The organism is Arthrobacter sp. 05L417, assembly GCF_056397865.1.
Window position 1 is genome coordinate 16,904 of record NZ_JBFTOG010000025.1, and the last position, 20,991, is coordinate 37,894.

Annotated in this window: 21 protein-coding genes; 15 read left to right on the top strand and 6 right to left on the bottom strand. The window is 61.9% G+C overall.

The annotated features are described in order from the left end of the window. Positions 1–4 precede the first annotated feature (4 nt). Genes AC1DJW_RS17020 through AC1DJW_RS17030 form a run of 3 tightly spaced genes read right to left on the bottom strand, consistent with a single transcriptional unit; the run spans position 5 to position 1,944 of the window. The gene (locus AC1DJW_RS17020; RefSeq protein WP_476901919.1) at positions 5–532 is read right to left on the bottom strand and encodes a hypothetical protein; all 528 of its coding nucleotides are present in this window, start codon (positions 530–532) and stop codon (positions 5–7) included. 11 nt (positions 533–543) lie between these two features. After that, the gene (locus AC1DJW_RS17025) at positions 544–1,611 is read right to left on the bottom strand and encodes a CHAP domain-containing protein (RefSeq protein WP_476901920.1); all 1,068 of its coding nucleotides are present in this window, start codon (positions 1,609–1,611) and stop codon (positions 544–546) included. A 27-nt stretch (positions 1,612–1,638) separates the two neighbouring features. Continuing rightward, positions 1,639–1,944, bottom strand: coding sequence for a helix-turn-helix domain-containing protein (locus AC1DJW_RS17030; protein ID WP_476901921.1), 306 nt, complete (start codon positions 1,942–1,944; stop codon positions 1,639–1,641). A gap of 96 nt (positions 1,945–2,040) precedes the next feature. Here AC1DJW_RS17030 and AC1DJW_RS17035 point away from each other — a divergent pair, with 96 nt between their 5' ends. Genes AC1DJW_RS17035 through AC1DJW_RS17070 form a run of 8 tightly spaced genes read left to right on the top strand, consistent with a single transcriptional unit; the run spans position 2,041 to position 10,302 of the window. Then, a complete protein-coding gene (locus AC1DJW_RS17035) occupies positions 2,041–2,655 on the top strand; it encodes a DUF6668 family protein (protein ID WP_476901922.1) in 615 nt (204 codons plus the stop codon). A gap of 14 nt (positions 2,656–2,669) precedes the next feature. Further along, positions 2,670–2,957 (top strand): hypothetical protein, encoded by a 288-nt coding sequence (locus tag AC1DJW_RS17040; RefSeq protein WP_476901923.1) that lies wholly within the window; start codon positions 2,670–2,672, stop codon positions 2,955–2,957. 14 nt (positions 2,958–2,971) lie between these two features. Continuing rightward, the gene (locus AC1DJW_RS17045; protein ID WP_476901924.1) at positions 2,972–3,697 is read left to right on the top strand and encodes a DUF8175 domain-containg protein; all 726 of its coding nucleotides are present in this window, start codon (positions 2,972–2,974) and stop codon (positions 3,695–3,697) included. Then, positions 3,697–5,007 (top strand): TrbL/VirB6 family protein, encoded by a 1,311-nt coding sequence (locus tag AC1DJW_RS17050; protein ID WP_476901925.1) that lies wholly within the window; start codon positions 3,697–3,699, stop codon positions 5,005–5,007. Before AC1DJW_RS17045 ends, AC1DJW_RS17050 begins: the two co-directional genes overlap by 1 nt. Position 5,008: 1 nt before the next feature. Then, positions 5,009–6,520, top strand: coding sequence for an SCO6880 family protein (locus tag AC1DJW_RS17055; RefSeq protein WP_476901926.1), 1,512 nt, complete (start codon positions 5,009–5,011; stop codon positions 6,518–6,520). After that, entirely contained in the window at positions 6,520–8,124 is a 1,605-nt protein-coding gene (locus AC1DJW_RS17060) for an ATP/GTP-binding protein (RefSeq protein ID WP_476901927.1), read from the top strand. The genes AC1DJW_RS17055 and AC1DJW_RS17060 overlap by 1 nt, the downstream gene beginning before the upstream one ends. Further along, a complete protein-coding gene (locus AC1DJW_RS17065; RefSeq protein WP_476901928.1) occupies positions 8,124–9,890 on the top strand; it encodes a type IV secretory system conjugative DNA transfer family protein in 1,767 nt (588 codons plus the stop codon). The genes AC1DJW_RS17060 and AC1DJW_RS17065 overlap by 1 nt, the downstream gene beginning before the upstream one ends. Beyond that, a complete protein-coding gene (locus AC1DJW_RS17070; protein ID WP_476901929.1) occupies positions 9,883–10,302 on the top strand; it encodes a DUF4913 domain-containing protein in 420 nt (139 codons plus the stop codon). The genes AC1DJW_RS17065 and AC1DJW_RS17070 overlap by 8 nt, the downstream gene beginning before the upstream one ends. A gap of 152 nt (positions 10,303–10,454) precedes the next feature. Here the strand turns inward: AC1DJW_RS17070 and AC1DJW_RS17075 are convergent, their stop codons facing one another. Genes AC1DJW_RS17075 through AC1DJW_RS17085 form a run of 3 tightly spaced genes read right to left on the bottom strand, consistent with a single transcriptional unit; the run spans position 10,455 to position 15,406 of the window. Continuing rightward, positions 10,455–13,466: an Eco57I restriction-modification methylase domain-containing protein gene (locus AC1DJW_RS17075; protein WP_476901930.1), complete on the bottom strand. Its 3,012-nt coding sequence runs from the start codon at positions 13,464–13,466 to the stop codon at positions 10,455–10,457. Next, complete coding sequence (locus AC1DJW_RS17080) at positions 13,405–15,090, bottom strand: Eco57I restriction-modification methylase domain-containing protein (RefSeq protein ID WP_476901931.1); 1,686 nt, start codon at positions 15,088–15,090, stop codon at positions 13,405–13,407. The genes AC1DJW_RS17075 and AC1DJW_RS17080 overlap by 62 nt, the downstream gene beginning before the upstream one ends. After that, positions 15,074–15,406, bottom strand: coding sequence for a helix-turn-helix domain-containing protein (locus AC1DJW_RS17085; protein WP_476901932.1), 333 nt, complete (start codon positions 15,404–15,406; stop codon positions 15,074–15,076). The genes AC1DJW_RS17080 and AC1DJW_RS17085 overlap by 17 nt, the downstream gene beginning before the upstream one ends. Before the next feature lie 369 nt (positions 15,407–15,775). Between AC1DJW_RS17085 and AC1DJW_RS17090 the strand changes: the two genes are divergently transcribed. From AC1DJW_RS17090 to AC1DJW_RS17120, 7 genes are read left to right on the top strand one after another with little or no spacing between them, the layout of a single operon-like run. Then, positions 15,776–16,240, top strand: coding sequence for a DUF4430 domain-containing protein (locus tag AC1DJW_RS17090; protein WP_476901933.1), 465 nt, complete (start codon positions 15,776–15,778; stop codon positions 16,238–16,240). Next, on the top strand, positions 16,240–16,899 hold the full coding sequence (locus AC1DJW_RS17095; RefSeq protein WP_476901934.1) for a DUF6580 family putative transport protein: 660 nt from the start codon (positions 16,240–16,242) through the stop codon (positions 16,897–16,899). The genes AC1DJW_RS17090 and AC1DJW_RS17095 overlap by 1 nt, the downstream gene beginning before the upstream one ends. A 20-nt stretch (positions 16,900–16,919) precedes the next feature. Further along, on the top strand, positions 16,920–18,104 hold the full coding sequence (locus tag AC1DJW_RS17100; protein ID WP_476901992.1) for a nucleotide sugar dehydrogenase: 1,185 nt from the start codon (positions 16,920–16,922) through the stop codon (positions 18,102–18,104). Beyond that, positions 18,101–18,844: a polysaccharide deacetylase family protein gene (locus tag AC1DJW_RS17105; protein ID WP_476901935.1), complete on the top strand. Its 744-nt coding sequence runs from the start codon at positions 18,101–18,103 to the stop codon at positions 18,842–18,844. Before AC1DJW_RS17100 ends, AC1DJW_RS17105 begins: the two co-directional genes overlap by 4 nt. Beyond that, the gene (locus tag AC1DJW_RS17110) at positions 18,831–19,628 is read left to right on the top strand and encodes a glycosyltransferase family 2 protein (protein ID WP_476901936.1); all 798 of its coding nucleotides are present in this window, start codon (positions 18,831–18,833) and stop codon (positions 19,626–19,628) included. The genes AC1DJW_RS17105 and AC1DJW_RS17110 overlap by 14 nt, the downstream gene beginning before the upstream one ends. Then, positions 19,625–20,296, top strand: coding sequence for a WbqC family protein (locus tag AC1DJW_RS17115; protein ID WP_476901937.1), 672 nt, complete (start codon positions 19,625–19,627; stop codon positions 20,294–20,296). The genes AC1DJW_RS17110 and AC1DJW_RS17115 overlap by 4 nt, the downstream gene beginning before the upstream one ends. Next, the gene (locus tag AC1DJW_RS17120; RefSeq protein WP_476901938.1) at positions 20,296–20,988 is read left to right on the top strand and encodes an FkbM family methyltransferase; all 693 of its coding nucleotides are present in this window, start codon (positions 20,296–20,298) and stop codon (positions 20,986–20,988) included. The genes AC1DJW_RS17115 and AC1DJW_RS17120 overlap by 1 nt, the downstream gene beginning before the upstream one ends. Positions 20,989–20,991: the final 3 nt, after the last annotated feature.

The following is a 20,991-nucleotide window of genomic DNA, read 5'->3' on the forward strand; positions in this document are numbered from 1 at the left end:
GTCCTTACTTGGTGCCGTTCGGGGGTGTGAAGCGGTTGACCTGCCAGGGCTTGTCGGCCGCGCTGCGGAGGAGCTGCACGTCGTAGTCGCCGGCATCGGTCGGGAAAACTACATGACAGCCGAAGCCGTTGCTTTCATCGATCTTCAACTGGCCTGGGCCGGTGATCTTCTTGACCGGGATGTTGGCCGGGTCAACGTACTGATAGTCGGCAACGGCTTGGGCGGTTAGGAGCTGGCCCAGCTCCTGGATCCATACCTTTTCCGGGATCGTGGGCCTTGCATAGAGCGTCATGGCTTTGGTTGCGGTGTCCAGTGCTGCCTTCTTGCTCGGCTCGTCCCAGGCGATGCCCAGGGTGGGAGGGGCGGTGCCGCCGGGGGCCTGGGACTTGCCGCCTGCGCTGAGCGAGGGCGGTGCAGATACTGCCGGGGAAGTGGATACCTGCTGGTTTTCCGGGCCTCCTCCTGTGTTTGCCATGGGCGCGCAGGCCGTGCACACGAGTACGGCGGCAAGGGCTGTCAGGGTGCGTTTCATGATTCCTCCGGTTACTGGCTGCCAGGCAGGTACAGGAAGGCACTGGGCGTGCCGTTCTGGACCGTGCGCGTGTAGTAGCTGTGGTCGTCCGGGGCCGGGTTGCCGTTGTAGCCCTCTTCCAGATAACTGCCGTCGCCGTTGACGGCCTTGACGATTCCGACGTGGCCGTAGGTGCCGTCTGCGCCGCCCGTGCCGGGGGCGTACCAGACGACTGCGCCGACGCGCGGTGTCTTACCGGTGGGCCAGCCCTTGGCGTCCCAGCCGTCCTTCCAGGTCAGGGCCGAGCCCAGCAGAGCGCCGTCGGGCCGGAAGGTGCCGTTGAGGACCTTGTAGGGGGCGCTGGTGCTGCCCAGTTGCTGGTTGACGCGCCAGAGGGCGAAGTCGACGCATTCGCGGTTGTACATGCCCAGGGGAGAGGGCTGGTAGATCGGGGCCGTGCGCCACGGCAGGTCATCGCCCTTGCCGGATTCCCCGGGGATGCCGCAGGAGCTTGTCCCCCCGGCGTCGGTGCTCTTGACGTCGCCCAGCGCGGCCACGACGTCGACGGCCGCCGGCCAGTAGTCCTGGTAGTGGTAGGGGTCGGCGTTCCGCTGGACCCTGTGCGCGGCCATGGTGGGTTCGAGCTGTTCCCAGCCGCTGACCTTCTCCAAGGCCTTGAAGAAGGTCGTGGCGGAGATGGTGGGGTTCATGCGGTCCGGGTAGGCCCCCCACGCGCCGTTGTCGCGCTGCTGGAACAGGCCCCGGGAATCGGGGCCTGGGCCATCGCCGTGGTCCAGGACGCGCAGGCCGGACTCTCCCATGGCGGTCATCACGCCGATGGTCTGGCCTCTGGCGGACAGGCCCAGGGCCTTGCCGGCATTGATGACCAGGGCGGCGTTCTTTAACTGCTCGCCCGCGTAGCCGGCCACGGGCACCTTGGGCAGCTTGCTCTCGTCGACGCTGACGCTGCTGCCGGCCGGTGCGCAGATGTCGGCGGCGGCTTGGGAGCCGCCGCCGAACAAGATGATCGAGAGCACCAAAACGACAGGGGCCGTCAGTGCCCCCGCCACCAGCAACGGTGCGCCCTTAGCGGGCTGCAAAATGTGTCCCCCTCACATTTGTCGGGCTTAGCCCGGCTCGTCGGTCAGCTCAGGCTCTTCGTGTGGTTCGGGCGTGTGCCCTGCACGAAGCGAGTTCCGGTTCTCCCAGACCCAATCGGCGACTTCATCCCGTGAGATCAGCCACGTCTTGTCCAGCTGGTAGGCGGGGATAATGCCGGCCTGGAGCCATTTGTAGGTCGTCTGCTTTGACTGGTTCAGCGCCTCGGAGAGCTGTGTGACTGTCAATCGCTCGGGAAATCCGCTAAACAGGGCCTCGACGTATCTTCGGTCCATCAGCGCGTCTCCCCACCACATGTGAAGATAATACAGCATGATTGCGTATTATTGCGTATGATCGAATACATTCGGTGTCCTTCGGTGACGGTGGCTATGGATACGATCATTGCGGACATGACAGGGGGATGTTAAATGTCGATCTCAAGAAACAGGTGGGTAAGCTTCGCCGCCCCGCTCGTTGCCGAACCAACCGCACTGGCCGATGAGCCGCAATCAACCGCTCCCACCGGAGCAACCAGGCCACAGCTCAGCGTTCCGCAGCCGGACCACGCCGACCGGCTTCCTCGATGGAACGTCTCGGGAATCACCCCGGACTACTGGTGGCTCGGCGTCCACGGCGGCGCGGGCGAAACCTCGCTCGCACGCCTGGACAAACGCACCAGGGCAGCCGAGCATCACTGGCCGCTGACCGCCCATGGTTCCACCGTCGTCCTCGTGGCCCGTTCCAACGTGGCGGGCCTGCGAGCTGCGCAGCTGGCCGCCACCGAATGGGCCTCGGGCACCGTGCCCGGGATCCGGGTCGCAGGCCTGGTAGTCCTGGCCGACGCTCCCGGCCGGCTCCCGAAAGAGATCCGCGAGTTCGCCAAAGTCGTCGGCGGGGGAGTGCCTCATTTGTGGCACGCCCCCTGGATCGAGGCGTGGCGCTTCGGCCACGACGTGCCACCCGAAGAGCTTCCCAAGGAAGCCCTCACCGTGCTTGATCAGGTGCGCATCGCAGCAACCCCAACACCTAACTCGACCAAGTAGAAAGAGGAAAACCAATGCTGTTCTCCAAGGCCATGGAATGGTCCAGCTTCGTCATCACCGAGATCCCGAACCCGGGAACCGGCACAGCTCCTCCGGGCTCCGAAGGTCTTCTGACGATCCTCAAGTGGGTTGCCTGGCTCGTGTTCGGCCTAGCCGTCGCAGGCATCCTGATCACGGCAGGAACGATGATGATCAACAACCGTCGCGGCGAGGGCGGCGAGCACGCCGGCCGCCTCGCCTGGGTCCTGGGCGGTTGCATCCTCGCAGCCTCCGCAGGCGGCATCGTCGGTGCCCTGGTCTAAGGAGGGGGCGAGCCATGACAGAACCGACCGTGAACGAAGACCAGAATCCGCTGACCAAACCTAAGTTCATCATCTCGGCCGTTGTCGTGGCGATCATCGTCGCGCTTGGCATCATCCTCGCCCTCGTGCCAAAAGGCAGCGGAACCGCGGCACCGGAACCAAGCACCGCCACAGCGGGCACCGCCAGTCCCCAGCCCAGCGAGACAGCTGCTGCAAGTGTGTGTGGCCTCCCGGCCGGTGACCAGTCCAAACCGGCCACCGCGCCGGCCGACACCCAGTGGGAACTGGTCGGAAAGATCGCCGCCCCGACATCACCCAAACAGTTCGGCCCCGGAAAAACGGAACCGAACGGCCTTCGGTCGTGCTTTGCGCACTCACCAACAGGTGCGCTGTACGCAGCCGCCAACGTCACGGTTCTATCTGGTGCGGGCAAAGCTCGCCTTGTTTTCGAGCAGTTAGCCGTTCCTAGCGCAGACCGGGATGCCTTGCTAAGCCAGCCTGAACCGCAGCAAACGTCGGGACCGACGGCTCAGATCGCTGGATACCAGATCCGTTCCTATAGCGCTGACCGGACTGTGATTGTTATTGCGGCCAAGGGCAGCAACGGCGCGCTCGTCTCCATTCCCGTGCCGCTTGAGTGGTACGGCGGTGACTGGAAAGTTGTTGTCCCCGCTACGGGCAGTACCGGCGGCGAACAGATCTCGGATCTGTCCGGCTTCGTCCCGTGGTCCGGTGTCTGATGGCCTGCGAAGGATGGGATGCTTTCAGCCTTACCTGCCACGCTGGTCAAGCTTTTCAGGACGTCGCGAATGACGCAATCAAGAACATGGCCGAGGCGATTGCCGATGCCGTGGGACAGACGGTCAAGACGCTCGGAACGTTCTGGGTGAACGTTGGCACTCCGAACCTGACAGCGACGCCTGGGGGGAGCGCTCCGAGTGATCCGGTGCTGTTCCTGCAGAACAGCCTTTACTTCTGGACGGCGGCTTTAGCCGTCCTGTCCGTGCTCGTGGGCGCGGCCAAGATGATCATCGAACGCAGGGGCGCGCCGCTACGGGATCTGGGACGGTCGTTGGCGACCCTCGTTGTCGTTTCCGGTGCCGGCGTGGCCGCAGTCGGACTCCTGACTGTCGCTGCGGATCAGTTTTCTGCGTGGATCATCAACAATTCCACGAACGGGACATCGTTCAACGACAACATCACGGCCATGCTGCAGCTCTCGGCCACCAGCCCGGTCGGGGCGATCATGATCATCCTCCTGGGACTGATTGCGATTCTCGCTTCCGTTCTGCAGATCGTGCTCATGATCGTCCGTGGTGGCCTGCTCGTCGTCCTGACGGGGATCTTCCCCACGGCCGCAGCCTTCACCAACACTGAGGCCGGCAAGGGCTGGTTCCAGAAGTGCATGGCCTGGCTCATTGCATTCATCCTGTACAAGCCGGCTGCCGCCATTATCTACGCGACGGCCTTCCGGCTTACCGGGACCAAAATCTTCGGAAACGGTGGCGACGGCAAGGACTTCGGCTCTGCACTCCTGACAACGGTCACGGGACTGGCGCTGATGGTCATTGCCCTGTTCGCGATGCCTGCACTCATGCGGTTCGTGACACCGATGGTCGGGGCGGTCGTTGGCGGTGGCGGCGGACTGGCGGCAGGCGCTGTCGGCGCGCTTGCTTCGGGCGCTATCCATATGGGCAGCGCGGGCAGGGGCGGCGGCGGATCGGCCAGCACGACTCCGGGCAGCACATCGAATCAGTCTCCTGGATCTCAAGGGCCTTCGGGGACCGGGAGCCAGGGCACCGCCGGAACGTCCGGTACGGCAGGCAAGACGGCCGGCCAGGGATCCGCAGCAACCGCACCTGCCGCGACAGGGGCGGGAACCGGAGCAGCGGCCACGGCCGGAGGCGGCGGAGCCGCAGCTGGTGGTGCAGCGGCGGCGGCCGGCCCGGTTGGCGTCGGCGTCCTCGCTGCACAGAAGGGCCTTGAGGGCGGCCAGGCGGCCGCCGGGGCGGTCAAGACCATGAGTGAAGAATCAACGGGGGGTGCCTGACATGGCTGCTATCGAGAACACGTACCGGGAACCGACTTACGGCAACTGGCGGCGGCCACGTAAGGCCGGCATCGGCACTCTGGGCGGTCTCGCGACGGCAGGTCTGTTCGTCGGTCTGATCGCCACGGTGATCTGCTTCTTCGCCGGCGGCTGGCTCGCCGGCCTGGTTGCCCTGCTCGTCCTTGGGCTGGCGCTGGCCGTCGTCTCGGTGACGGACAAGCACAACAAGTCCGTGGGCGAACGGGTCTTCGCCCGGCTGGCGTTCCGCTCGGCATGGCGCAAACGCGCGAACATCTACCGTTCCGGCCCGCTGGGGCTGACCCCCTGGGGCGAGTACCAACTGCCCGGGATCGCGGCCGGCTCGAAACTCTACGAGTTCGCGGACTCCTATGGCCGGCCGTTCGCGCTGATCCACCTTCCGTCCACCGCTCACTACACGGTCGTTTTCGGCACGCAGCCTGACGGCGCGTCCCTGGTTGATCCGGAGCAGGTCGACGCCTGGGTGGCCAACTGGGGCGGCTGGCTGGCCTCCCTGGGCAATGAGCCGGCCGTCGTGGCCGCATCGGTCACGGTGGAAACCGCGCCGGACTCCGGGGCGCGTCTGCGCCGGGAAGTCGAGTCAAACATCCATGAGGATGCCCCGGCCATCGCCAAGGCCATGCTCCGGGAGGCCCTTCAGACCTACCCGCAAGGATCGGCCACAATCCGCGCCTGGGTCGCACTGACGTTCAGCGCCGCCGCCAGGGCCGGCGGCAAGCGCCGCACCGCCGAAGAGATCGCCCGGGATCTGGCCTCCCGGCTTCCCGGGCTGACGGAGCGCCTGGAATCCACCGGGGCCGGCGCGTGCGCGCCGCTGAACGCCCAGGAGCTGTGCGAAGTCGTGCGCGTCGCCTACGATCCCGCCGCCGCGCGCCTCATCGATGAAGCCCACTACCAGGGCACGCCCGTTGACCTGACCTGGGGCGAGGTCGGGCCGTCCGCGCATCAGGCCGGCTGGGATGCCTACCGCCACGATTCCGGGCACTCGGTGTCCTGGACGATGACCGGAGCGCCGCGCGGCCACGTGCTGGCATCCGTGCTCGCCCGCCTCGTGGCCCCGCACGGGGAGATCGACCGCAAACGCGTCACACTGCTGTACCGGCCCATCGAGTCCGGCCGCGCGGCCGCCATTGTGGAATCGGACCAGACCAACGCCCTTACCCGGGCCTCATCGACCAACCGGCCCACGGCGCGCGCCCTGGTGGACGCCCGCGCAGCGCAGGCCACGGCAGCGGAGGAAGCTAAAGGGGCGGGCTTGGTGAACTTCGGCATGGTCGTCACGGCCACGGTGCTTTCCTCCCGCGCCCTCGATGACGCGGTGGCCGTCGTGGAGGGCAACCTCGGCCCCTCAGCCCGCCTGCTGCTGCGGCGGGCTCACGGCTCCCAGGATTCGGCCTTCGCCGCGTCCCTGCCGCTCGGGCTGGTCCTGCCCAAGCACTTGAAGGTGCCCGAAGAGATCCGCGAGGCCATGTGATGTTCGCCAGCCTGATCAACTACACGAACAAGCACAAGCACACGCCCGCCGGCACCCGCACGCTGCCGGCCGCCGTCGTCCGCCGTCCAGGCCTCCGGGGCTGGCGCGGACGCGGCCAGGGCGAGGCCGTCTACGTCACGGCCGCCGATGAGTGGCGCGGCACATCCGTCCAGGTATGCGGCCTGTGGCCCTTCGTGGGCGGGTCCGGCACCCCGATCGTCGGTGTGCCGATCGGAGTTCACACCGACACCGGAGCGCCCTTCGGGGGAGATCCGATCAGCTGGTTCATGCACGGGATGATCAACAACCCCTCGATGTTCGTCCTCGGCCTGCCGCACTACGGCAAGTCCACACTGGTCCGGCACATCGTCCTGGGCCTCTCCGGCCGGGGGATCAATCCACTGATCCTTGGCGACTTGAAGCCCGACTACGTTGACCTCATCCGCGCCCTGGGCGGCCAGGTCATCAGCCTGGGGCCCGGCCGCGGCCACTTGAACGTCCTGGACCCGGGCGAAGCCACCGGCGCGGCCGCCCGGCTCCTCGCCTCGGCCGAAGAACACCGGGCCAAGGCGAACCTTGCCACGGACCAGGAGGCGGCCGCGCGGCTGCTCGCCGCAGCTGTGAAGGCGGAGAAGCTGGCCGAACAGCTCATGGCGGACTCGCACAACCGGCGCCTGAACATGATCACGGCATTGATCACGATCGTGCGGAACGCCAAGCCCAGCGCCCACGAGGAATCGCTGGTCGACCGCGCGCTGCACATCCTGGACGAGCACCTGGACCGGGTTCCCCTGATCGGGGATCTGATCGAGGTCATCAAGGACGCGCCCGACGAGCTGCGGGCCATTGCACTGGACCGTGGCGACATGAGCCGCTACCTGGACGCAACGGACCAGCTACGCCAGTCGCTCTACTCACTCGATGGTTCGGGACGGTTCTCGGACATGTTCTCCAAGCCCACCGATCAGCCGATGGACCTCACCAAGCCGGTCGTCTTCGACCTCTCGGGGATCTCCGACACCCAGCGGGACATTCAAGCGGCCTCGCTGCTGGCTTGCTGGTCCACTGGGTTCGCCACCGTCCAGGTGGCCCACACCCTGGCAGACGCAGGCCTGGAGCCGCGCCGCAACTACTTCGTCGTCATGGATGAACTGTGGCGGGCGCTGCGCTCCGGGGAAGGCATGGTGGACCGCGTCGACTCGCTGACGCGACTCAACCGCACCGAGGGCGTCGGCCAGGCCATGATCACCCACACCATGAGTGACCTGGAGGCCCTGCCCACCGAGTCCGAGCGGATGAAGGCCCGCGGCTTCGTGGAACGCTCGGGCATGGTCGTCTGCGGGGCACTGCCCAGCGGCGAGATGGAGAAACTGAACAAGGCCGTCACGCTCTCACGCGCCGAGCAGTCCCGTCTCATCTCCTGGGCAGATCCGGGGTCATGGACCGACGTCGGCGGCTCCCGCAAGCGCGTCCGCCCGGGCCTGGGCAAGTTCCTCTTCAAAGTCGGCGGCCGCCCGGGAGTCCCCGTCGCACTCAAACTGACGAGCGTAGAGGAATCGCTGCACGACACGAACAAACGCTGGCACGACGAAGGGGAAAGCTGATGGGTGCACCAAACAGCGGCAAGCGATCCCGGCTCGACGGCGAGACGATCCTGCTCTGGATCTTCATCGCGGCCGTGGTGCTGGGGGTCGGCTCCGTGACCGGGGCCGTTCACCTGGGGTCGCTGCTGGCCGGCGACGGCCAGAAGCTGCCGGCCAACCCGTTCGAGCTGGTGATCGGCCTGTTCACGCACAAGGTCACCTGGCCGGCGGCCGCCACGTGGGTGCTGATCGGCTTCGGCGTCGTGGTCGTGGCCCTGGCGGTCCTCATCGTACGGTCCGTGCTGCACCGCCGTTCCAAGCGTTCCCGCGTGGACGTCGCCGCCCAGCACATGGCCAAGGGCCGGGATCTGAGGGCGCTGAGCCTGCGCGGGGCAACGGCCACGGCCGAACGTCTCGGCGTAAAGGGCTCACCTGGTGTTCCTGTCGGCAAGACGGTGTTGGGCGGTCAGATGGTCTTTGGCTCCTGGGAAGACATGCACATCGACGTCTGGGGTCCCCGGACGGGCAAGACAACTTCCCGGGCAATCCCGGCGATCCTCGCCGCCCCGGGCGCTGCCCTGGTGACCTCGAACAAGCGGGACATCGTTGACGGCACGCGCGACGTCCGGGCCGCCGACGGCCCGGTGTGGGTCTTCGATCCCCAGGCGGTCGCGCTCGAGGAACCCAGCTGGTGGTGGAACCCACTCAGTTATGTCACGGACGAAGTGCGGGCGGCACGGCTGGCTGACCACTTCGCCGCCGGCTCCCGTGGCCCCGACGCCAAGACAGATGCCTACTTCGATCCTGCCGGGCAGGATCTCCTTGCCGGCCTCCTGCTCGCCGCGGCGCTGGACGGCCGGCCGATCACACAGGTCCACACCTGGCTGACCCGGCCGGCGGACGACGAGGCAGTGGACATCCTCAAGGCCCACGGCTACATCCAGACCTCCAACGCAGTCGGCGGTGTCGTCAACGCACCCGAGAAGCAACGCGGCGGCGTCTACGGCACCGCGCTGCAAATGGCGTCCTGCCTCACCAACCGCCAAGTGGCCCGGTGGGTCACTCCGCAGGGCGAGACGGACGAGCGGCCGCAGTTCGACCCGGCCGCCTTCGTCCGGTCCAAAGGCACGCTGTACAGCCTCTCCAAGGAAGGCAAGGGCACCGCCGGCCCGTTGGTGACGGCCCTGACCGTGGCCACGGTCGAAGCCGCCGAAGAGCTCGCCGTTCATTCACCCGGTGGCCGGCTGGCCACGCCCATGATCGGCGTCCTGGACGAAGCGGCCAACGTCTGCCGCTGGCGCGAGCTGCCGAACCTCTACAGCCATTACGGTTCCCGGGGAATCGTCCTGATGACCATCCTCCAGTCCTGGTCCCAGGGCGTGGAGGTTTGGGGCCGTGACGGGATGCGAAAGCTCTGGTCGGCCGCGAACATCAAGGTCTACGGCGGCGGCGTGGCCGAAGCCGAGTTCCTGAACGAGCTCGCGCAGCTGGTGGGGGAGTACCGCTACTCCAACATGACCAAAAACCGGTCCCGGCAGGGCACCTCCTACAACCACGACGATGATCGCAAAGAACGCACCTTGGACGTCTCCGACCTGGCCGCGTTCCCCCGTGGACGCGCAATCATGTTCGCCTCCGGTGCCCCTGCCGCATTGCTGGAGACGGTGCCCTGGATGAGCGGCCCGCACGCCGAGGCAGTCCGGGCCTCCATCGCAGCACATGACCCGGCCAACCGGCCGGCGACCGCCGGCAGCCGGTGGATCGCTGCGGGAGCTTCCGATGACTGAAAGCCTGGGGGAGTGGGGCGACGAACTGGCCGGCTCCGCAGCAGACGCCATGGAGCCAGTCGAGGACGAGCCTGAGCTGTTCTACCCGAACGTTGCCGAGTTCGTCAGCGGCAAGCTGGCCACCACCTACCGCCGCCAGCTCAACGTCGGCGGCGGGGTGACCTGGTGCCCGCAGTGGTGGAAGCACGCAGAGGCGATCAGCCGCCTGGAAGCGCTCTGGCGCTCCTGGGAATTCCTGCGCCTGGACGGGACCACCGGCATGAGCGTGTGGTGGCGCGACCATGCCGACCACCACATGCCCGCGCTTCTCTCAGCCGATGGGCCATTCAAGGGATGCAGCCCCGACGACGGTCATCGTTCAAAGCTGGCACCGCTGCCGTGCGAGGAACCACCGGAAGGCCTGTTCGGATGAGGGGCGCCGCCCACCCCAAACATGGGTGGGCGGCGTCGAAGACGAAGAGAAGGGCTGGTAACGCGCGGCACGCCCGCAATCCTGGCTGAGCAGGATTAGCCGCACGCGGAATGAAACACAAAAGCGAGGGCTGTGGCAGGGAGCGTTTTTAGTCAGGCTTGGACCCTAAGCTGCGGATAGTCGGCTACCTCCAAGCCCCATCTCTCAGCAAAGCAACTGTCGAGCTCCCTTTTTAGGGCAACCAGCGCCTCATCGTGCTGGCGTTTGTCACGTAGCGCTGGCTGAACCTGCGACTTTTCACGCAACTGTGCCATGGTGGCTGAGACACGATCGTGAAAGCGTCTATCTTGCTCTTTACTAAAGTCAACGTGAGGGACGGGGACTTCCTCTATGACGTCAGTTCCCCTGGAAACATAACCACCCCGGAAAGGGCTGCCTCTTTTACGGAGGTAGAACTCGATTGGTATCTGATCTAAAAGAGCGAGCACGAAGTCCAGGGAGTATCCCGAGGCAGTGGGGTATCCCGAGCCGGTGGGGTACAAGGCGGCCTCTCCGGCGGTACCGCCGGATGAGAAAACGATCCCTGTCTCGTCAAGTCCATACTTCTTACCTGTTTGGTTGACCGAGTACAGAATCTTTGGAAAGGCAGCCGCATAGCCGATGGCCTGCACCCGCCCATACGCATAGAACGGCGCCCCGGCCGTGCTTGCCATGGCCCGATCACTCATCCCGGCTTCATGCTCGATGAGGTAGGCATATGCCTTGGGGTAACTCCTTCTCATTTCTTCCACTGGGATGATCTCGAAACCCGATGGATTCTTATCAACGTCGGCTTCCTTATACGGGTATATCACCCGGGCGTCAGGCGTGACGGTGTGGTACGACCTTACGGTTCGCGAATCCTCCAAATAGGGCCGAGTGACCGCTTCTTCGATTTCCCATTCCTTACCCGCTTTGGAGAAGGCGACTTTCCCATCCTGAACGGAGCAACCAGTCAGGATGTAAGTTCGATTCTTTGATGTCTGGATGCCGTTTCTGATTTCCACTACAGATTTCAAGGGAAGCGAGGCCCGGGTGAGAGCGCTGAGTACCGTAGCCTCATAGTCATTGGCCGGTAGCACCCAGGCGCCACCGCTAGATAGCAGCGTGTTGTAGGAGATCTGCCGCTGCGACGACTGGCCGGAGGCTTGCGCAAGGATGGAAGCTGGCTCGGAGTAGAGGAAGGACTCCTTTTTACTCTTTTTGAGCGTGAGGGCGCAGACGTAGATGGTTTTTCCCTCGAATAGCTGGTTGTGACGGAAGTTGACCAGACTCGTCACCAGCGTTTCGGATGAGAGGCGCTGGCGCAGCTTCTGTCCTGCGACGTTTGTCATCCATTTGTTGGGGATCACTATGCTGATGACTCCGCCATCAGCGATGTGCTCCAGCGCGAATTCCAAGAACGCGAAGTACTTATCAAACTGTTGGTGCAGCAACTGGTAGTTGGCCTTGATGTAGTTGAACTCCGCCGAATTGAAGCTCTTCATTTCCTTCGTCTGCATGTAAGGAGGGTTGCCAATAACAAGGTCGAACTTTTTCGGAAGTGCCGTTTGTTCAAGGTCAAGAGGAACAGCCAGGTCACGCTCCGGGTCGCTGGCTTCGGTCAGTCGGCGTACCAGCGTGTTGCCATGGACGATATTCGCATCCAGATCGGGAAGTATCTTAGTTCCTCTGGGAAGTGTGGTCCTTGTCTCGCCTTCTAGTAGCCTGACCAAGAGACTGAATCGCGCAACTTCGACAGCGTTGTAGTCAACGTCTATGCCAAAGAAATTTTCTCTGAGGATCCGACACTTCTCTTCGAATGGAACTCGCCATTCGGAGGGTCCCGTCTTTATAAGGCGGGATGTATCCGCCTCAATTAGGTGTCGTGTCCAGATTGCAAGGTACTGGTCGAAGGCACTAAGAAGGAACCGGCCCGACCCCACTGCGAAGTCTAAGACTTTGGGATTCTTTGAGAGCTCGGTCTCCAGTGATCTCCAAGCCTCTTGGACAGTCGATATGACGAGCTCCTGTGGGGTGGTAACGACGTCACGCTTCGCGTACTCCAGTTTCGGGGTAAGCCGAACCGTCGTGGTGTACCCGCCGGACACAACCTCCAGTTGTTCAGATAGCGAAGACTCGTAGACCAATCCAAGGAAGTCCGCGTCTAGAACGGCAAAACTGAAGGGCGATCGCGGAGAATAGAGGCTATCGATAATTCCCGTGAGAACGCTGGTGTCCACCATCGGCACCGGTTCAGTCCGTGCGTTCGACTGGTCGAACAACCCCGAGTTATATCGACGATTTAGCCGTTTGAACAATTCCTCGATGTCAGTCGAAGAACTGGCGGCTGCCTCACGGAGCGTCGACTCGCCTTCGATTCCTCGGTCCTCGCACATGCGAACGAATATCAGGCGGTTGATGAGTCGCTGGACGACATCGTTGAGCATCGAGGCGGTCGTCTCGGGATGGTTAGCAACAATGTTTGCGCCGAGATCCCTTCGCCAAACGTTGATCTGCCTCACGAATGCCTGATCTGCGGGAACAGCTTGAGCCGGGCGGGTGGAAGCGAATTGGGCGCCCCATTGTGGATGAGTAACTTGCGGCTGACCGATTACGGTGGCGATTTCGTCGTGTTTTGCTTCATAGTCGGTGTAATGCCAGGTGAAGATCCTGCAAGTTTCGGGTAGGTCGTCCTCGAGCGACGGGGACGACGTGTCGTACACGCTGAGGTCCCGGAAGTTCGTCAAAATGACGATCGGATGGCCATCCGTGTAGCCGTACGCACGCGCTTGCCGGATCGACTCCATGTCGCTAAGGATGTTGACCGATGGCTTTTTAGCCTCAACATACAACAGTCCATTTGTTCCAGACCTCAGCGTGTAGTCCGGCTTTTTCGCATGGGAATCTTCGCGCTGTTGTGTTTCCTCCCTGAGGACTGGCCGGTATTCGGCACCGACTCCTGCGCGATTAGCTGTGTCCCATCCGAAGGCTTCGAGCAATGGGTCTATGAACTCGCTTCGTGCCTCAGCCTCTTGATATCTGCCCGATGAACTGCAGTAGTCGCGTTCGGAAGCTCTGAAGTTATCGGCAAGTTGCCTGATCGCGCTGAGGTTGGGAATCTGGCTGTTGTTGACTTGGGTCACGGTCAAGATTCTCACGTAAACGTCGGGCCCTTAGACGTCGGCGCGCGCGTTGAATAATTCCAATTTCCGTCTCGGACATACCGACGGCTCCCAGCACACGGCCGTCCTGCTGCGCGAGAATGGTTTCCATCGCAATGCCGGCGCGTAAGTCTTGATCCAGCTTGTCCAGATCTTCTCTGCACGACTCAGTCAGAGGCACGACCAATGTTCTGATTTCCGAAGGCACCAGCTCCAGCACACCGCCGCCATAGCCGCGGCCGGCCATCTCCGCGCTGAGTGCCGTCAGGCTGTTAACAAAGCAGGCCGCAAGATCGACGTCCGCTCGTTTTGAAGTGACTCTGTAGGCGGTATCAGTGGTGAATGCCGCGTGCTCGTTCAAAATGAGGCGCGGCATCTCGTGGCTTCTTTTCAGCAAGCTCATCGGCGCGGCCCAAACGGACGGAACGTTGTACCAAGGGCTTCGAATGCGGCATTTATACCTGAGATGGTAGCCCGCAGCTTCCCCTTCCCGTACGTACCGTTGCGCTCCTTCGGGCAGCTCACCGAAGGGAGTACTACCAAACTGAACGAAGTTCACGGGCAAACCGGTCGCAGCGTTGTGTACATGATTTTCCGCGGAATACGCAACTCCCGCACAGTGTGAGCTACGACCAAACATGGGGCTGACGAACGATTCCAGCCCGTATTCATCAACCACGGAATCTGAAACTAGAAAGAATTTGTTCGCCCCAGTGACGATTCCAACCTCAACGCTGGCGACGTCCGAGAACTTATGGACGGAAGCTAGGGCGATCGCCTTTTGGTAGACCTCTTCCTCCTCCAACGTAAGCAGAGCTTCCATCCACTTCCCTGGGGATGGACACCGATGGTGGAAAGAGGCACTGCGGAACATCTCCTCCGGATCCAGGTGCAGGAAAGCATTGTCGGGCTCATAGCGAATCGAAAGTAGCGCTTCCTCTGTACCCTGCTCTACCCTCTTTTCAGCCAGCAGCAGCACCGTGCCCTGCAAGGCATCGGTGAACATCAGTTCCAGAGGGTCTATAACAAGCACCTTGGAACATTCTCGGAGCAGAAACTCCCTGAGGGCTCCTGCGTGAATCACATTGAGCAATTCAGCAGGAATGATCATAGCCAGACGACCGCCCTTCGTCAGACGGTCGATTCCATCAATGACAAATGGCACCCAAGCGTTCATATGCTTGGTGAAGGGCAGCCCGTGGCGGTTGTACATCGCCTGGGCGCGCTCCTGCATCATGGGCTCAAGAAACTGATACCTGACGTACGGGGGGTTCCCGGTAACGGCTTCATACTTCACAGAAGGATCCAGCTCGACAGCAAACTGTAGATAGTCCATGGAAAAGACACGCCGCTTTTCCGTACTCTGCCCCAAGACTTCTTGCGCCCGGGCGGCTTCCTTCGGATCAAGTTCAACACCATGGATAAGAGCGGGTGGAAATGCGTTTTCCAACGCACATTCAAGGAATACGCCGTCGCCGCAGCTCGGCTCAAGGAGAGATGTGGCACCCGCGGCAAGGGCCCAACGCGTCAAGAATGCCGCGACAGGCTTGGGTGTGTAGTAGCCTCCCCGAAGCTTGTCATAGGTCTGATCACTTTTGAACTTCACGGGCCTGACCCTCCTTTTGATATGTCGCTGCACCACTTGATGAGCCATGAATTTCCGGTTCGCTCGTAAGTGGCGTAAGCACCCGCAGGAGGTCATCCCGCTCCAACATTTGAAGCAAATGGAACATGACGCCTAAACCTTTGGGTCTGTTCGTCCCCCGAAGGTATTCGACATAGGTTCGCTTCGATATCCCAAGGCGGTTGGCCATCTCCTCGTGGGTGATCCGCTTTTTTTCGGCGGCCTCGATCCGATGGTGGATCTCATGGAGAAGCGCCGGAACATCCAACTCCTTGGTGTCATAGGTCGTTCCAAGCATGTATGTAAGTTACAGGAACATGTACCGTAAACGCACAATCTGTCACCGTGTCGGAGGTGTGCTCAATTCCCGAATCGGTCGTTTGGCGAAGCTCCGCGTCTGGCTCCTAGCGGCTCATGCCCTTGTGAAGCAGCTTTGACTGGCCGTTGATTCCGTGTATCTTGCGAGTCTTCGGGCTGCGCCCTGGCGCCTTGGTCCTGGTCGGCGCTGAGTCGGGCCTGGACGGCCTCAGCGCCTCGGGACATGCCCTCGATAACAGTTGGGGTGAACCATGGATCTCGGGATTGTGTCTTCCTTCAAGTCCGTCGTATCTCCCCAATGGCCTAGACTCCACTTACGGTCGAGCGACACGAGAGTTGGGGGAGAAACATGTCGAGAAATGTCATCGCTTTCCAGGGGTCGAATAAGACAAGCAAACCCTCACACATCCTTCTGGTTTTCGTGTGGGCTCTTGGTCTGACACTCGCGGGATGCTCCTCGAGCCCCCCAGCGCCGTCCTCCTCGAGCCCCCCAGCGCCGTCCTCCTCGAGCCCCCCAGCGCCGTCCTCCTCGAGCCCCAGCGGGGCGGCTCTCGTACAAGGGGACACATTTTCCTATCCAGGAAAGGACGGCAAGACAGCGCTGGAACTACTCAAGGTCGCGGCAAACAACGGACTAGAAATGCAAGGCGACGGGCAGTCGGCCTTCGTCGTTGCGATTAATGGTCGTAAAGCCTCTAAGGATAATCATGAGTTCTGGGAACTTTCCCTGAACGGCACCCCGGCTAGCGTCGGCGCTGGATCGCTCGTTACACACGACGGCGACTTGGTCGAGTGGAAGATCAAGAAGTTCTGATGCCTGCAGAGGTAAAGAAGCGTTTTAGCCCCGTGGCCTGGAAAGTGCTGGTCGCGGTGGCAGTCGCAGCGGCAGCAACCGTTTGGCGGGTCGTGAACGCTGAATATTCCATCGCACCGAATGTTGAGTTCGTGACAGCTGCGGCCGTCATCGTTGCTTATCTCTGGCACCATCCGCTAACGGTGCTTGCGCCAGTTGTGTTAGTCGCGACAACGGATCTCGCTCTCGGGATCTCGCCGATCACGGCCTTCACCTGGACTGCATGGTTCGGCGCCGGAGCGCTCTACCTCGTGATCCAAAGGATGTCAGGCCGTCTCGGTGCCCGTATTGCCGTCGGGTCCATGCTCGGAGTGAGTTCATCAGTGGGCTTCTACCTCTGGACAAACTTCGGAGTATGGCAGCTCGGGCGCGGGACCTACTACCCGCCCGGTATCGACGGACTCATCGAGTCTTACGTAGCAGGGCTCCCTTTTCTTCGCAACATGGTTCTCGGAAACTTGATTTTCGTGCCGATGGCGCTTCTAGTCGTCGTCGCCGTCGAACGCGCGCATCGGTCAGCCATGGTGACGCGTAGCGACCAACGCTCCAATTCCCAGCCCCAGGTTCGAATTCCGTTGCGTGTTCGGAATGGCATTAGGGAGGCAGTATCTACGACATAGGCATTGTTGGACTCGGATATATCGGAACGGCGCTCGGGTCAGCAGCCCGCTCCGCCGGGCTGTCAGTGTTTGGATACGACCGGGACCCGTATCGTTGCGTCGAATTCGAGAGTGAGAAAACTGCGTGCCGTGAGAATGCCGCGTGGGCAGCCTCTGAGAGATCCAACGCTCTCGCCGACTGTGCCTCCGTCTTTATTTGCGTTGAGACGCCCGTTAGCTCGGGCAAACCTGACCTCGGGCCCCTTCGAGACGCTCTTAGGACCGTGTCGGACCATCTCCAGCAGGACCAGCTTGTTGTGGTCGAGTCGACAGTCGTGCCAGGAACCATTCGCCACACGGTTCTCCCAGAGCTAACACGCAGTACGAGGTGCGTAGGACGCGACTTCCATCTCGCCTATTCTCCGGAGCGTGTGTCGCCCGGCATCGAAAACGCCAGTTTGAGGAACATTCCGAAACTCGTCGGCGGAATAACCGACGCATGTAGGCGGCGTGCTGTTGCGCTCTATGGGAAATTCGTGGACCAGATCGTCGAGGTCGATACTGTGGAGATTGCTGAGGCAGCGAAAGTCTTCGAGAACTCATATCGAGCAATTAATATTGCCCTCGTTAACGACTTCGCCAAAATGTGCCATGCCGCAGATATCGACGTGTGGGACACCCTTCGGGCGGCTTCCACGAAGCCATTTGGCTTCCAAGCCTTCGCGCCGGGACCAGGAGTCGGTGGGGCCTGCATCCCAAAGGATCTCGAGTACCTCTCCTACTTCGCGCACGGCGCGACCGGCTCCGAGTCGGATCTGCTTGTAGCGGCTGCGGCGGTCAATCGCGATATGCCGCGCTACGTCGCCGCCCGCATCCGACATTTGCTGGTCGAGAGAGGCTCGCCGAATGGACGGGTACTGCTCCTGGGTATGACTTACAAGGCGAATGTTCCCGATTTCCGTGGTTCGCCCGGGTTTGCCATCGCCTCTCTATTAGAAGCTCAGGGGACGGAGGTTGCGTGGCATGATCCGTATTATGAGGGCCCGGTCAACAATACTGAAGGAAGAATAGCCTCGATCAGTGAGCAGCTGCTCGGCACCTACGATGTAGTTGTCTTGGTTCAACCCCATGCTGGCTACGATCTCGAACTTATCGTTCAAAGTGCACGGTGCGTTTTTGACGCTAACGGCGTGGTTTCTGTGAGCGAAAAGGTTATCCGGTTGTGACCGGCCCAGCCGATGACATCGCACTGGATTCGCGATCCGCGCCGGCGGCCGTTGCACCCGATCCTATCGTCGTGTATTTCCACCACGTGGGGCGGCTGAAGGAAGCACACTATACGTCGCTCTCAGCCGGGCAGTTCGAGAAGGCACTTGAGCTGATCGGGAGGGCTGGCGACATAGTGTCGCTGCTCGATTCATATCCGCTTATTCCCGACTCAAGGCCGCGCTTCGCGCTGACCTTCGATGACGGTTACGAGGACACATTTGTTACGGCTAGGCCCATCCTCAACCAATGGGGCGCCAGTGCGACTCACTTTGTGATCACTAACCGCGTCGGACGACGGCTCGAAGCTCCGTGGGGCTCGTCCACTTGCTTTGCTGACTTCGACGTGCTGCGCGACGTGGCCAGCGCAGGGGATCTTGTCGCTTCGCATACCCACACACACCGACGGCTCGGCTCGCTCTCTAGGGCGGAGGCCATGGACGATCTGGCGACCGCCGATGCAATCCTTGAGCGGGAGCTGGGCGAACGGCATGTGAGCGGTCTACTCGCTTATCCCTACGGCGAGACAAGGACAAACCTGGGATTGGTCCGGTGGGGATTCGGGACTTGCTCCGTGCCGGCGCGTCCGTGGCGGTACGACAAGGCCGCGATTAGGCGAGTATATCTGGACGCAAACAACGATCGCAGCTGGCAAGAAACGATCGACAACTGGGTAAGGATGTGGCGTGGCAGCACCTAAGTTCTCCGTGATTATCCCAACGATAGGCCGAACCCAGAGTCTCTCGCGCATAGTCAGTGATCTCATATCGAGCGAGAGCCCGTCGATCGAACTCGAAATCATCGTTGTGCAGGACGGTCCTCCAGTAGCGCCACGGTTCACCGAAACAATAAGGGAACTTCCCGTCCTATTCTTGTCATCATCTCGCGGCCGCCGCGAGGGTGCCGCACAAGCTCGCAACTTGGGTGCTCTTCAGGCATCCGGCGACTACCTTGTCTTCATGGACGACGATATCGAGTTATCGGACAGCTGGCACGAGGAATTGGTCGACTCGGCACGTCAAGGTCTGCAAGCCTGGACGGGACCCATTACCGGATCAACAAGCACCCTCTTGGCAGCGGGCCGCGAAGCGAGGTACGCGGCACGATACTCGGGGTTGCGCCCCGGTCAATCCGTGGACTTCCTTCCTGGAGGAAATTCCGTCGTGCGAAGTGATCTCTTTATCAATGCTGGGGGTTTTCCCAACCTGCGGACGGGTTCGGACAACGCCCTAGCGAAGCGGCTAAGGCTGCAGGGCGTCCATGTGCGTTACGTTCCCAGATTTTTGGTCAGTCATCATCACGACCGTGGCTGGCGCGTCGCAAGTCGCGCGGCATATGAGAGCGGATTGATGAGCACCCCGGAGGAGCTTCGCAGGGACCTGCTTGTCTCAGTACGGATGGGACCGTTTGCCGCCCGCCTGGTGAATTGCGTGCTCGCCACGGTTAAAATCGTGGGTTTCCTCGTCGCCCAGGCGGGACGATGAAGGTTGTGATGATGCAGCCAGGGCTCTTCCCTTGGTATGGAACCTTTGCAAAAGCGAATTGCGCCGACGTCGTCGTCCACCTCGACCATGTAAGGTGGCAGCGCGGCGGGTTCCTGAACAGATTCGCTCTTGAACGCGCTGCCCACAGGATTTGGGCAACGTTCCCTCAAGTGAGAACTCGCTACGGGGCGCCAATCACCGATGTAGCCCTGATTACGGATTCAGGTGCGATTCGCAGCAACGTTGATCGGATCCGATTCGCGTGCCGCTCCGAACCATACGTATCCCGGAGCGTCGATCTGCTTACAACTGTGATGGCAAGTGGGTCGACCAACGCAGCGGAGTTAGCGATCAGCTCGACGGAGCTGATCTGTCACGAGCTGGGGATCACACCCCGGTTCGTGCGAAGCTCCGACTTAGGGCCCCTCGGGCACAAGTCGGAGATGATCGCTGACATCATGGATCGCGTAGGCGGCAAGTTTTACATCTTCGGTCCGACCCGACGTGGGCTCCAGCAGCACTACCTCGACGTCTCACTGCTCAAGGCAAGAGGCATCATCCCTCTCGCCTGCTCCTATCCTTCGGCGAGGCAGCGCGTTTCGATTCTGCAGGACATCGCATCAGGAGAACTTGACCAAACTCGTTCGCTCGACCTACTGGAGTTCTGATGCCCATGCAGTCTCACTCGACAGTGAAAACAACCTTGGATGGAGAACCACTTCTGATCACTGGTGTCGAACACGCGCGTCTCCTCCGATACGGCGCTGATCTGGCGAATAAAACCTGGGAGCCTACCGTCATTGCTTCAGTCCGCGATGCCCTTCGCCCGGGTGATCTTTTTCTCGACGTTGGAGCCTACCTTGGCATCTATAGCATCCTCGCCTCGCGTGTCCTCGGTGAAGATGGGCAAATCGTTGCGCTAGAGCCCGACGCGACAGTACGAAGGGGCCTCATCCAAACCCTCGGGCTCAACGGCGTCGCCAATGTCGAAGTGCTGCCGGTCGCGATCGCGGGTGCGAAAGAGCAGGCGCCGTTCCTTCGCACCGAAGACTCAATGAGCCGCCTCGCGATGAGTGGGCAGGACATGGTTCCTACGGAAACCCTTGAATCGCTTTTCGATTTCCTCGGTCGGATGCCTGACGTGATCAAAATCGACATCGAGGGTGGAGAGGTCGCTCTCGCCCCTATGGCAAGGCTCCTACGCGAAGTTAGGTTTGGCGTGCTCGAAGTGCATGTGCCCGCCTTCGAGGCCGCCGGCGTCGATCTCGAGGAGTTCCTCGAGGGGCTCGGTCCCACGCGCGTTCTTCAGAGAAAGAACCATCGAAACTTCCATGTCGCTTTCGGCTACGCGGAAAGGTAAGAA